This is a genomic window from Massilia sp. PWRC2, from assembly GCF_049896725.1.
Classification (GTDB): Bacteria; Pseudomonadota; Gammaproteobacteria; order Burkholderiales; family Burkholderiaceae_D; genus JAFCUW01.
Map to the genome: position 1 here is coordinate 353925 of NZ_JAFCUW010000001.1, position 11982 is coordinate 365906.

Genomic DNA, 11982 nt, shown 5'->3' on the forward strand with positions numbered 1-11982 from the left:
GGCGCCGCGCCGACGGCTACCAGCGCGTGTACGGCAGTTTGACCAGCGCCGAATTGTAATAGCGCGGATCGGCGGTCACTTCGGCGCCGATCCAGGCAGGCTTGTCAAACGCCTGCTGTTCGGACGCCAGTTCGATTTCGGCCATCACCAGTCCCTGGTTGACACCGAAAAATTCGTCGACTTCCCACACGTGCGGGCCCAGCGCAATGCGCCGTCTGACCTTTTCGACCAGCGGTTGCTCGCACAGCAGCAGCAACTGTTCGGCATCGGCAAGGGGGATGGCATACTCCCACTCGGCGCGGGTGGCGCCCACGCTTTGCCCCTTTATGGTCAGATACGCCTGCTCGCCCTCGATGCGCACGCGCACCACGCGCGCCTTGTCAGACGACAGGTAGCCCTGGCGCATGGCGACGGCCACGCCCAGCGTGCGCCAGCCGTCGCCGGCCAGCAAAAACTTGCGTTCGATTTCGACGCCCATGCGCTTACAGCGACTGCAAGATAGGCTGCAGCATGGCAGCGCCCAGCGCGCTACTGCGGGCGCCATTCCAGCCGGTGTACGGGTCGGGCAAGTCGGCGTTGTCCTTGAATGGCATCTCCAGCGTCAGCGACAGGCATTGATAGGTGTGGCCAATGAATTTCGAGGCCAGGGTCAGCATGTCGGCGTTGTACTTGCTGGCGGCGTAACCAAATTTCTTTTGAAAATCGGGGCTGGCGCTGATGTAGCGATCGATGAACGCGCCCTGGCGCTCGGCGCGCTCGGCGGTGAAATTGGCCAGCATCTCGTTACCGGCGACAAAATTGTAGGGCAGCGCTTCATCGCCGTGGATGTCGAAAAACATGTCGCAGCCCGTCTCGGCAATCTTCTGCTTGACGCACAACACTTCGGGGCTGCGCTCGGCCGACGGCGTCATCCATTCGCGATTGAGGTTGGCGCCGGCGGCATTGGTGCGCAGGTTGCCGCGGAAAGCGCCATCCGGGTTCATGTTTGGCACGATGTAGAACACGGCGCGCTGCAACAGCTTGCGGGCAATCGGCGAAGCGTCGTCGAGCAGCGCATCGATCAAGCCTTCGACAAACCATTCGGCCATGGTCTCGCCCGGATGCTGGCGGGCGATGATCCAGATTTTTTTCTCGGCCGCTTCGTCGCCGATGACCACCAGGTTCATGTCGCGCCCTTCGACGGTGCTACCGATGTCGCACACGCGCGCCAGTCGATGCTCGGCGATTTCACCGAGCAGGCGCAAATGGCGCTCCCACGAATACGGCTCAAAATAGGCGTAATAAATGCTGTCGCGCTCAGGCGTGTGCTGCACCGTCATGACCTGGCCGTCGAAGCTGGTCGGCACGCGGAACCAGGTTTCGCTGTCGTAGCTGGCAGCGACCTGGTAGCCCTCGAAGCCTTTCGGGTAGGTCGCCGCGCCCGCATTGAGAAAGCGCAGCGTGCACGCCTGGCCGCGCGCGCCTTGAAGGCGGAAATGGAACCACTGGCGGATATCGGCGTGCGAATCGTTGCGCAGCTTGAGATCGATATGGGCGGCGCTGTCGACGCTGACCACTTCAATGGATCCCGAATCGAACATCTGGCTGATTTTAATGGTCATGGCGAAAGAATATGGCGAAGTGAAAGGGGCGAAGTGAAGCGGGCAAAAGAATCGGACAGGCAACTGCAGACCAGCGCTGCGGCACGCTGCCCGCGCCTAGTCTTCGATGCGGGTCAAATCGCCGTGGTAGTGCGCCATGATTTGACGCATCAGTTCGACGTTCGACGGATTGAGCAGCAGCACCAGGCCGGGTTTGCGGTCGAGTTCAAACGTCATCCGTATGGCTTCTGGAAATTCCTTGCACTGCACCGTGAAGGCGCGCGGGGTACTCGGATCGTCCCAGTCGAACTGGGTGATCTGCGGCGGCGGCGGCGGTTGCTTCAGTTGCGGGTCCTGGTTGACGGGGATGTGATCGAGCAGCCAGAACACCATCGTCGCCGGCAGCAGCAGGCAGGCATCTTTGCCTGCCTGATAAGAAAATTTGGCCAACAACAGGTTGCCTACACGATCGCAGGACATGGCCATGCTTTTGACTTGACGGATTAGCGCTGGTTTCACCACAAAATTCCCCGCAGGATAATAGGACGATAGAAAGAACTTACGATCAACATGCAAGCGCCAATTGAACGATTGCAAACGACCGCAAAAACGCGTCGATTCTACCGCATTCACGCGGTGTTCTGGGCCAAAACCGCGGGCGACACAGCAGACAGCGCAGCTGACGACGCAGCTGACAACAGGGCGCAGCGGCGCCACCGCCTGCCGATGGCTGACGGTGGCCTGCACGCTCACGCCCCGCGCGTTGGCGGGCGGCCGGCAGGTGGTCGTCAGGACTGCTTGTTACCCTCGCTACGAGCGCCCGTTTTCGACGACGCTGCACCGGCGCCGGCACCGGCATGTGGCGCGCTCTGCGCCGCCTGCCGGTTGCCATGGCTCATGCTGCCCGCACGTCGCGCCTCTTCGGACGTAAATTCGTGGGCGGTACCCTTCTGGTGCGCCGCCTTGCCACCTTCGCTGGCAATTTCGCGCTGACGCGCCGGGTCCATCGAAGCGAAACCCCGGTTCTTGGTACCGCTCTGATTGTCGCCTTGCTTGATGGCTGGATTGCTGCCTGGATTGCTGCCCGAATGATTCGGTTCGCTACCGCCCTGTTTGCTGCCCCTGTCCTGATTGCTCGTTGCCATGATGCCCCCCATCGATGTCAATGCAAACCGCTCGCGCAAACGCGCCATGCCGGCCTGCGACCATGCGGACGAGCGACCGGCTGAGAACCATGTTAGGCAGCCAGCCCCGGATCAGCTATAGGACGGCAGTTGTCGACGTTGTAGGACTGGAGGAGGTAAAAAAATCCATCCGTAAAGACCTCTTGCCTGGCGGGCCGACGTGGGCTGTCACCTACAACAGCTTCCGTGGTTTTCCTATTCTGTGCGGGCTTCGACGAGTGCATGATGCAAGTTCAACAGGCGGTTCGCAGTCCTTCCCCCAGTACCCCGTATCACCCACCACACCGGAGACGCACATGAACTCAGACCAGCGCAGTGAAGCGAACAACCAGTCCAGCAACGGCGGCACACCATTGCCGGCCAACCCGGCCGGCACCGGCACGGTCCATAGCGGCAGCCAGCAAGCGGGCGGCCAGCAGTCAGGTCAGCCCGGCAGCGATCGCCACGCCAGCACGCAGGGCGGCACCTACCAGGAAACCGGCACGCAGCCATCGGGCGCCCACCAGCCGGGTTACCAGAATGCCGCCGTGGCCAGCGAGCAGCGCACCACTGCTGCGCCAGCGGACAATCTGGCCAGCCGCAGCGCCCCTGCAGCCGAGATGACGCACCTGGGCAATGCCGACGATCGCCAGTCGGACGACCTGGCCGGCGCGCTGCCACGCAGCCCCGCTGGCAGCCACCAGCACGCCACCGAAAAGATGAACGACGACACCGGCCTGTCGAACACGGCCAACCGGCAGGCGCCGGCCGCCCCCGGTGATCAGCAGGACCAGCAGAGCAATGTCGGCCGCCGCAGCGACGGCACCCCCGACTAAGCACCTATCCCCCACCCGCCGGCGCCACAGACCGGCGTTTTTTTGCGTCATGGGCACACGATTGTGCAGGGCCAGCATCCGGCGCGGCAGCCAGAACGGGTATATTGCTCAGGAAATAGTAAACTACCGCTCGTTTAATTATTACGCTGGAGAATAAAGATGAAATGGGAAGGCAATCGGGAAAGCGACAATGTGGAAGACCGCCGCGGCGATGGTGACGGCGGTGGCGGCGGCGGTTTTAGCTTCGGCGGCGGCTCGATCGGCATCGGCACCATTGCCATTGCATTGATCGGCTCTTACTTCCTCGGCATCAATCCGATGACCATCATCAGCGCCCTCAGCGGCGGTGGCCAGCTGCCGGTGCAGCAGTCGCAGGCACCGGCTCAGCGGCCGCCCGCCTCCGACCGCCAGGCCAAGTTCGTCTCGACCGTGCTGGCCGACACCGAAGACGTCTGGAGCGCCCTGTTCAAGGCGCAAAACGCCGACTACATCAAGCCCAAGCTGGTACTGTTCCGCGGCGCCACGCGCACCGCCTGCGGCACCGGCGAGACGGCGGCAGGACCGTTTTATTGCCCTGGCGACCAGAAAGTCTATATCGACCTGGCGTTCTACCGCCTGATGCAGGAACGCTTCCACGTCTCCAGCGAATTCGCCCAGGCCTATGTGATCGCCCATGAAGTGGGCCATCACGTGCAGCACCTGCTGGGCATCGACGAGCAGGTGGCCGCCAGCCGCCGCCAGGGCAACGAACGGCGCGCCAATGCCATGTCGGTCAAGCTCGAGCTGCAGGCTGACTGCTTCGCCGGCGTCTGGGCCTTCCACGCCAACCAGGCCCGCAGCATTCTCGAGCAGGGCGACGTCGAAGGCGCGCTGGCCGCCGCCACCGCCATCGGCGACGACACCCTGCAGCGCCAGTCGCAGGGCCAGGTGGTGCCCGACTCGTTTACCCACGGCACCTCGGCGCAACGGGTGCGCTGGTTCACCAGGGGCATCGAAACAGGCCAGCTCAAGCAGTGCGATACCTTTTCGGCGCCCTCGCTGTAACGGTGCCAGGCGGTGGTCTAGGGGGCCAAGCGCGCTCGCCCTGTTGTGTCAAAAGATTACAATTGACACCGACCATTATTTAGCGAGGCCTGCATGCGTATTCCCCCCGTCGCCCGTCGTACCCTGTATGTGCTGGCAGCCGGCGCCGCCGTCGTTGCCGCCCTGGCGGCCTGCTCACCGCTGACCGCCATCAACGCCCTGTCGCCCGCCGACGGCGCCATCACCACCAGCGACATCGCCTACGGTAACGGCGAGCGCCTGAAACTGGATATCTACCGCCCCGCCAGGCCCGCGCCCGGCGCGCCGGTGGTGGTGTTTTTTTACGGCGGCAACTGGAATTCCGGCAATCGCCAGCATTACGCCTTCGTCGGCCGCGCGCTCGCTTCGCGCGGCATCGTCGCCGTGATTCCCGACTACCGGCTGTATCCACAAGTGCGCTACCCCGACTTCCTCGATGACGCGGCGCAGGCGGTGGCGTGGACGGCACGCCACATCGCCAGCTATGGCGGCGAGCCGAACAATCTGTTCGTCATGGGTCACAGCGCCGGCGCCTACAACGCCGCCATGGTGGCGCTCGATGGCCGCTGGCTGGGCAAGCAGGGGCTGGCGCCGGATCGCCTGGCCGGCTGGATCGGCCTGGCCGGACCGTACGACTTTCTGCCGATCGTCAACGAGGATGCCAAGCCGGTGTTTGACTTCCCGAATACGCCACGCGAGTCGCAGCCCGTCAACCATCTCGACGGCAGCACCTTGCCGGCCCTGCTGATCGCCGCCAACAAGGACAAGCTGGTCAATCCGGTGCGCAACACGGGCGGCCTGGCCCTGCGGCTACGCGCGCGCGGCGTGGCGGTCACCGAGGTGTATTACGATGGCGTCAGCCATACCACCCTGGTCGGCTCGCTGGCGGCACCGCTGCGCGGCCTGGCGCCGACACTCGATGCCATCGATCAGTTCGTCCGTAATCACACCCGCTTGAGCAAAGTCGAAGGCAGGTAAGCAAGGCCGAACTGGGAGCGCTCTACGCGCTCTAACTTTCACAGCAATGTGATCGTGACGAGACCGGGAGAGCAAGCGTGCCGACAAGGAACGACAGTAGCGTGGTTTCAGGGCCGGGGTTTGCGCCGGGGTTGGCGCCGACCAAGGCAGCGCCAGCCCAGGCAAGCGTCCTTGCCGTGGTGGTCGTCACCAGCGGCGATCTGGACCAGCTCGACCGCAATCTCGACGCCCTGCTGCGCCAGGATCTGCGGGCCCGCTACGACATCCTCATTGTCGAGGATGACCCTGATCCCGCCACCGCACGCATGGTGGCGGCCTGGAGTCTGCGCCAGGCCGCCACCAGCCCCACGGCGCCCCATGGTGCACGACTGCGCTACCTGCCCAACCATGGCCGTACGCGCGGCGCGGGCGCTGTCCGCAACCTGGGCTGGCGGGCCGCTGATGCGCAGATCATTGCTTTTACCGTCGACGACACGGTCGCCGCCGTCGACTGGCTGCGCCACGCCATGGCCGCCTTCACCGCTCCCCTGACCGATCGTGCTGCGCGCCGCGCCATTACCAGCCTCGGCCTCGGCCTCAACGCCGACGCCGACGCCGACGTCAACGTTGACGTCCCCACGCTGCCCGGCACGACGCCGGTCCGGTCCAACGTTGCCGAGGTTGTCGAGGTTGTCGAGGTTGTCGATGCTGCCGAGGTTGTCGATGCTGCCGGTGCTGCTGACCTTGCCGACGTTGCCGACCTTGCCGACGTTGCCGACGTTGCCGACGTTGCCGACGTTGCTGTAGGGAGCGTCGACTGCCGCCTGCCGTCGCACCCCACCGAAGCGCAGCGCCAGTGCTTCGAGCGCGCGGGTGGCGCCTTCGTCGGCTGCAACTGGTTTTACCGGCGCAGTGTGCTCGAGCGGCTGGGCGGATTCGACAAGCGCTTCGGCGATCCGTTTCTCACCGACACAGACTTGTATTTTCGCCTGCTCGAAGCCGGCGCCCGCGTGCTGCCAGTGCCGGCGGCCACCGTGGCGCACCCGCTGCTGGCGAGCCCATGGTGGGCCAGCGTGACGCAGCTAAGCGCCCTGCGCAACGCCGCCCTGCTCTTCAAAAAACATCCACAGCGTTACCGGGACCATATCGGCCGCCCGCCGCACTGGCATGACCTGGCCGTGGTCTTCGCCCTGCTATTGGCTGCTGGCGCCTTGTGGCGCCGTCACGAGGTGCTGGCAGTGGCCGCCGGCGGCAGCTGGCTGGTGCTCACGGCCATGCTGGCGATCCGCCGCCTGCGCGGAACCGCCAAAAGTGCCTCGCATGTCAGCGCTGTCCTGCTCACTGCACCCATGCTGCCGCCACTGGCCCTGTTCTGGCGGCTGGCCGGCGCCGTGCGCCACCGTGTGCCCTACGCTTGATCATGAGAGCGATTTTCATCGGCGCGTTCGGCGCCCTGCTCGAAGGCAGTGGACCGCGCTGTCTGCTGCGCGATGGCGCCGCCGCTGGTCTGCGCTTGTTGATCGAACTCGATTTTCGGCTGATGGTGTTCGATGACGGCGCTGCGCCACCCGCACAAGGCGCGCAGGCCGAGGTCAGTCGCCCTGGTCAGAGCCAGAGTGAGCAGCATAATGGAGCGCGAGCGGAAGCGGAAGCAGAAGCACAGGCAGAAGCACAAGCAGAAGCGCAGGCGGAAGCCGTCCTGCAAGGCGGCGCCGCGCAAGGTCGACGGCGCGACAATGGCCGGCGCCGACGACGCACCGACGCCCTCACCAGCACGGTCAGCGATCGTCAAACACCGGCAGCCACCGACGACGTCAACACCCTCGGCGCCGGCCAGCACGGCCTGTTCATCGATCGGCTCAATGACTTGCTGTTTCGCGAGCAGCTGCCGCTGCAGGGCTACTGCCGCTGCCGCCATGGCAGCGCACCGACCGCAGCGTGGTCAGTGGGGCCCGCCGGCCACACCGGCAGCGCGGGCCGCGGCTGCTGCCGGCCACCACATCCGACGCTGATGTTGCAGGCAGCTATCGAACACCGCATCGATCTGGCGTCGTCGTGGATGGCCGGCGCCCGCCTCGACGACATCGAAGCGGGCAACCGCGCCGGCTGCCGCACAGTGTTGATCGACAATGGCAGCGAAACAGGCTGGCAGCTGGGGCGCGGCCGCGTGCCTGCCCGCATCGCGCCCGATCTGCATGGCGCGGCGCGACTGATTGCCGAGGAGGGCGAACGACAGCGCAATTGAGGCAGTCGAGGCAGGCAGCACAGCTCGCACGCGAACCTGCAGGGCCCGGCGCACAGCACAACTGCACTCAGGCCACGGAACGCAGGCAACGCATCGGAAGCCACGCAACTCCGGCCACGGAACCACGGCAACACTATTCAGGCCATGCAACCCAGGCCACGCAACTCCGGCAACACAACTCACGCCGCGCCTCCCTACGCTACGCAAGTGAGCGCCAGTGAGCGCAAGTGAGCGCAATTGAGCGCAATTAAGCGCAATTGCACACGAACGCACCGGCGCGCCCTGCCCTGCGCGGCGTTTCAGGCAGTGCCAGCAGCCGCTGCCGCCTCCAACTGAGCCAGCTTGGCCTTGATCGCCCGCTCTTCGTTCCAGCGCAGCGTTTCATCACGCACGATGGCGACGATGGCCGAGACGGCGCCATCCGGGGCGTGCAACATCGCCACCGTGAAGGCAATCGACAGGCTTTTGCCTTCCTTGTGCAAGGCTGGCACGCGCAGCAGATCGCTACCGTAGCGCGTCTCGCCGGTCGCCATGGTCTTGTGGTAACCGTCCCAGTGGCGCTGCCGCTGGCGCTCGGGAATGATGAGGTCGAGCGACTGCCCGAGGGCATCGCTTTCCGTAAAACCGAAGATACGGGTGGCGGCCGGGTTCCACACGGTGATGGCACCGGCGGCATCGCAGACGATGACGGCGTCGCCCAGGGCGCTGACAAAATGGCTGAAATCAATAGTGCTGCTCATGGCGTTTTCCTTGCGCCAGGCGGACGCGCCGCACCGTCGTCGGCAGCGTCCCCCGGCTGATACGATTCTAAAACGAAAACGGCGCGTCACAGCCAGGCTGTAACGCGCCGCGCAGTCGCAGGCGGCTGCCGCCGCCTGGCTGGCTTACACTACTTTTTGATCGTGCAACGCTGCGATCTGGTCCTGGTTGTAGCCCAGGCTTTCCAGCACTTCATCGGTGTGCTCGCCGAGCAGCGGCGAACCGGTGATCTCGACGGTGGTGTCGGAGAACTTGATCGGGCTGCCGACCGTGAAGTACTTGCCGCGTTCCTTGTGGTCAACTTCAGCGATGGTACCGCTGGCGCGCAGCGATTCATCGTTGAGAATTTCTTTCATCGTCAGCACGGGTGCGCAAGGGATGTCGAATTTGCGCAGGATGTCGACCGCTTCGAACTTGGTCTTGTCAGCCAGCCACACTTCGATGGTGGCGAAGATGTCGAAAATTTTGTCCTGGCGTGCCGCCGCCGTCATGTAAGCCGGGTCGGTGGCCCATTCAGGCTTGCCGATGGCGCGCGTGATGGGTTCCCAGGCGTGGCCCTGGATGGTGAAATAAATGTAGGCGTTGGGGTCGGTTTCCCAGCCCTTGCACTTCAATACCCAGCCAGGCTGGCCACCACCGCCGGCGTTACCGCCGCGTGGCACGAAGTCCGAGAACTTGCCGTGTGGGTACTGTGGATACTCTTCCAGGTAGCCGATACGGTCCAGGCGCTGCTGGTCACGCAGTTTGACGCGGCACAGGTTCAGCACGGAGTCTTGCATCGACACGGCCACCTTTTGGCCCTTGCCGGTCTTGTCGCGGCCGCGCAGGGCGGTCAGGATGCCGATCGCCAGGTGCATGCCGGTGTTCGAATCACCCAGCGCAGCAGCGGAAATGGTTGGTGGGCCGTCGTCAAAACCGGTGGTCGAGGCAGCACCGCCGGCGCACTGGGCGACGTTTTCGTAGACTTTCAAGTCTTCGTAATGGTGGCCATCGGAGAAGCCCTTGACGGACGCCACGATCATGCCCGGATTGAGCGAATTGATGTGTTCCCAGGTGAAGCCCATACGGTCCAGTGCGCCTGGGCCGAAGTTCTCGACCAGCACGTCCGATTCCATGATCAGCTTGGTCAAAATTTCTTTGCCGGCAGCGGTCTTGGTGTCCAGGGTCAGCGATTTCTTGTTGCTGTTAAGCATGGTGAAATACAGGGCGTCGACGCCCGGGATGTCACGCAGTTGCGAACGGGTGACATCACCCGAACCGGGACGCTCGACCTTGATGACGTCGGCGCCGAACCAGGCCAGCAGCTGGGTGCAGGCCGGACCGGCTTGCACGTGGGTGAAGTCGATAATCTTGATGCCCTCTAGGGGCTTGTTGCTCGTTGCGTCGCTCATTTGTGTCTCCATGAAGTAGGCGTGATCGTTCTTGTTGCCGGCACCCGGGGCGCCGGCGATGTTGCATGACTCTTGCGTGACTCTTGCGTAACTCTTGCTGGACTCTTGCTGGACTCTGACTGATTATTTCTTGCTCGCGCCGCTCTGCGGATTCAGATTGGTCAGGCGGCCACTTTCCGTGCCGGCGTTCGGATCGATCACCGCGTTGATCAGGGTCGGCTTGCCGGAAGCAATCGCTTCATTCAAGGCAACGGTCAATTCTTCCGGTGTCGTCACGTTGTAACCGATGCCGCCAAAGGCTTCGATCATCTTGTCGTAACGGGCACCCTTGACGAACGAGGTAACGGGCACATCGTTTGGCACATTCGGGTTGAGGTTCGGATCAGTGCCTTTGTAGACACCGTTGTTGTTAAATACAATCGTGACGATTGGCAAGTCATAGCGGCAAATCGTTTCCAGCTCCATGCCGGAGAAACCGAAGGCGCTGTCGCCTTCGATGGCGACGACTGGCTTGCCGGTAATGACGGCGGCGCCGATGGCGTAGCCCATGCCAATCCCCATGATACCCCAGGTGCCGGAATCGAAACGTTTGCGTGGCTCGTACATGTCGATGATCGAACGGGCGTAATCGAGCGTGTTGGCGCCTTCGTTGACGACGTTGATATCAGGCCGGGTCTTGAGGATGTCGCGGATCGCCCGCAGCGCGCTGTGAAAGTTCATCGGCGATGGATTGAGGGCCAGCGTGGCCGCCATCTTGCTCAGATTCTTGTCCTTGCGTTCAGCGATCGCACCGGTCCAGGCCGTATCTGGCTTGGCGTGGCCATTGTCGGCAATGCCTTTCAACAGCGCGGCGACGCACGAGCCGATGTCGCCAATCAACGGTGCGGCAATCGCGACGTTGCTGTCGATTTCGGTTGGCGAAATGTCGATCTGAATAAACTGCTTCGGCACGGCGCCCCAGGTTTTGCCTTTGCCGTGCGACAGCAGCCAGTTCAGGCGCGCGCCGATCAGCACGACGACGTCGGCTTCGGCCAGCACAAAAGAACGGGCGGCCGACGCCGATTGTGCGTGGTTGTCTGGCAGCAAGCCCTTGGCCATCGACATCGGCAGGTAGGGAATGCCAGAGTTTTCAACGAAGGCGCGGATGTCGGCATCGGCCTGGGCGTAAGCGGCGCCCTTGCCCAGCAAGATCAGCGGCTTTTTCGCACTCTTGAGCAGGTCGAGTGCACGCTGCACCGAATCAGGTGCGGGGATCTGGCGTGGGACGGGATCGACCACCTTGACCAGCGAACGCTTGCCGTGTTCAGCATCGAGCGATTGCGCCAGCAGCTGCGCCGGCAAGTCAAGATAGACGCCGCCTGGACGGCCGGAAACGGCGGCGCGGATGGCGCGCGCGATACCAATGCCGATGTCTTCGGCTTTGTTGATGCGGTAAGATGCTTTGGCGTAGGGCTTGGCAGCGTTGAGCTGATCCATTTCCTCGTAGTCGCCCTGCTGCAGGTCGACGATCTCGCGCTCGGAAGAGCCGGAAATCAGAATCATCGGGAAGCAGTTGGTGGTGGCGTTGGCCAGTGCGGTCAAGCCATTCAAAAAGCCGGGTGCCGACACGGTCAGGCAAATGCCTGGTTTTTGCGTGATGTAGCCGGCAATGGCGGCGGCGTTGCCGGCGTGCTGCTCGTGGCGGAAGCCAATGAAACGCATGCCTTCGGCTTGCGCCAGGCGGGCCAGATCGGTAATCGGAATGCCGACCAGGCCGAAGATGGTGTCGATGTCATTGTGTTTGAGGGCATCGATGACCAGATGGAAGCCGTCGGTCATTGCTGGTGCTTGGGTGCTGTCTGTCATGATGGATGTCTCCTCCTTGTGATTCGTCAAAGGCGCCGCATGGTAATCGTCAACACAAGTTCTTCTTTGACCTGTGAAAGTCGTGAGGCAGCCTGGCTTTTATTAGCGGCCATCATAGCGAGCGGGCCGGATAACTCTCATTGA

At 63.4% G+C, this 11982-nt stretch carries 12 protein-coding genes; 5 read left to right on the plus strand and 7 right to left on the minus strand.

Going from position 1 to position 11982, the window contains the following annotated elements; translation table 11 throughout:
• Positions 1-16 precede the first annotated feature (16 nt).
• From ACP7BZ_RS01615 to ACP7BZ_RS01630, 4 genes are all read right to left on the minus strand, one after another.
• Positions 17-478 carry a CYTH domain-containing protein gene (locus ACP7BZ_RS01615; protein WP_426109895.1) on the minus strand — a complete coding sequence of 154 codons (462 nt, stop codon included), beginning with the start codon at positions 476-478 and terminating at the stop codon, positions 17-19.
• A gap of 4 nt (positions 479-482) precedes the next feature.
• On the minus strand, positions 483-1601 hold the full coding sequence (locus ACP7BZ_RS01620; RefSeq protein ID WP_426109896.1) for a M14 family metallopeptidase: 1119 nt from the start codon (positions 1599-1601) through the stop codon (positions 483-485).
• A 96-nt stretch (positions 1602-1697) separates the two neighbouring features.
• Complete coding sequence (locus tag ACP7BZ_RS01625; RefSeq protein WP_426109897.1) at positions 1698-2333, minus strand: hypothetical protein; 636 nt, start codon at positions 2331-2333, stop codon at positions 1698-1700.
• Positions 2334-2368: 35 nt separating this feature from the next.
• Entirely contained in the window at positions 2369-2725 is a 357-nt protein-coding gene (locus ACP7BZ_RS01630; protein ID WP_426109898.1) for a KGG domain-containing protein, read from the minus strand.
• Positions 2726-3060: 335 nt separating this feature from the next.
• On the opposite strand from ACP7BZ_RS01630, the gene ACP7BZ_RS01635 reads away from it, so the two are divergent.
• The 5 genes from ACP7BZ_RS01635 (at position 3061) to ACP7BZ_RS01655 (ending at position 7843) form a co-directional block, all read left to right on the plus strand.
• A complete protein-coding gene (locus ACP7BZ_RS01635) occupies positions 3061-3579 on the plus strand; it encodes a hypothetical protein (protein WP_426109899.1) in 519 nt (172 codons plus the stop codon).
• A gap of 159 nt (positions 3580-3738) precedes the next feature.
• On the plus strand, positions 3739-4623 hold the full coding sequence (gene ypfJ, locus ACP7BZ_RS01640; protein ID WP_426109900.1) for a KPN_02809 family neutral zinc metallopeptidase: 885 nt from the start codon (positions 3739-3741) through the stop codon (positions 4621-4623).
• Between the two features lie 93 nt (positions 4624-4716).
• Positions 4717-5619 carry an alpha/beta hydrolase gene (locus tag ACP7BZ_RS01645; RefSeq protein WP_426109901.1) on the plus strand — a complete coding sequence of 301 codons (903 nt, stop codon included), beginning with the start codon at positions 4717-4719 and terminating at the stop codon, positions 5617-5619.
• 77 nt (positions 5620-5696) lie between these two features.
• On the plus strand, positions 5697-7016 hold the full coding sequence (locus tag ACP7BZ_RS01650; protein ID WP_426109902.1) for a glycosyltransferase family 2 protein: 1320 nt from the start codon (positions 5697-5699) through the stop codon (positions 7014-7016).
• 2 nt (positions 7017-7018) lie between these two features.
• Positions 7019-7843: an HAD hydrolase-like protein gene (locus tag ACP7BZ_RS01655; RefSeq protein WP_426109903.1), complete on the plus strand. Its 825-nt coding sequence runs from the start codon at positions 7019-7021 to the stop codon at positions 7841-7843.
• A 299-nt stretch (positions 7844-8142) separates the two neighbouring features.
• On the opposite strand, the gene ACP7BZ_RS01660 is transcribed toward ACP7BZ_RS01655, so the two are convergent.
• From ACP7BZ_RS01660 to oxc, 3 genes are all read right to left on the minus strand, one after another.
• The gene (locus ACP7BZ_RS01660) at positions 8143-8583 is read right to left on the minus strand and encodes a PAS domain-containing protein (protein WP_426109904.1); all 441 of its coding nucleotides are present in this window, start codon (positions 8581-8583) and stop codon (positions 8143-8145) included.
• Positions 8584-8727: 144 nt separating this feature from the next.
• A complete protein-coding gene (gene frc / locus ACP7BZ_RS01665; RefSeq protein WP_426109905.1) occupies positions 8728-9993 on the minus strand; it encodes a formyl-CoA transferase in 1266 nt (421 codons plus the stop codon).
• Positions 9994-10116: 123 nt separating this feature from the next.
• Positions 10117-11838 carry an oxalyl-CoA decarboxylase gene (gene oxc / locus ACP7BZ_RS01670; RefSeq protein WP_426109906.1) on the minus strand — a complete coding sequence of 574 codons (1722 nt, stop codon included), beginning with the start codon at positions 11836-11838 and terminating at the stop codon, positions 10117-10119.
• Positions 11839-11982: the final 144 nt, after the last annotated feature.

Coding starts and splice junctions, on each gene's coding strand:
- ACP7BZ_RS01630 (WP_426109898.1), bottom strand. CDS start 2,725: ATGGCAACGAGCAATCAGGACAGGGGCAGCAAACAGGGCGGTAGCGAA.
- frc (WP_426109905.1), bottom strand. CDS start 9,993: ATGAGCGACGCAACGAGCAACAAGCCCCTAGAGGGCATCAAGATTATC.
- ACP7BZ_RS01615 (WP_426109895.1), bottom strand. CDS start 478: ATGGGCGTCGAAATCGAACGCAAGTTTTTGCTGGCCGGCGACGGCTGG.
- ypfJ (WP_426109900.1), top strand. CDS start 3,739: ATGAAATGGGAAGGCAATCGGGAAAGCGACAATGTGGAAGACCGCCGC.
- ACP7BZ_RS01620 (WP_426109896.1), bottom strand. CDS start 1,601: ATGACCATTAAAATCAGCCAGATGTTCGATTCGGGATCCATTGAAGTG.
- ACP7BZ_RS01655 (WP_426109903.1), top strand. CDS start 7,019: ATGAGAGCGATTTTCATCGGCGCGTTCGGCGCCCTGCTCGAAGGCAGT.
- ACP7BZ_RS01660 (WP_426109904.1), bottom strand. CDS start 8,583: ATGAGCAGCACTATTGATTTCAGCCATTTTGTCAGCGCCCTGGGCGAC.
- ACP7BZ_RS01635 (WP_426109899.1), top strand. CDS start 3,061: ATGAACTCAGACCAGCGCAGTGAAGCGAACAACCAGTCCAGCAACGGC.
- ACP7BZ_RS01645 (WP_426109901.1), top strand. CDS start 4,717: ATGCGTATTCCCCCCGTCGCCCGTCGTACCCTGTATGTGCTGGCAGCC.
- oxc (WP_426109906.1), bottom strand. CDS start 11,838: ATGACAGACAGCACCCAAGCACCAGCAATGACCGACGGCTTCCATCTG.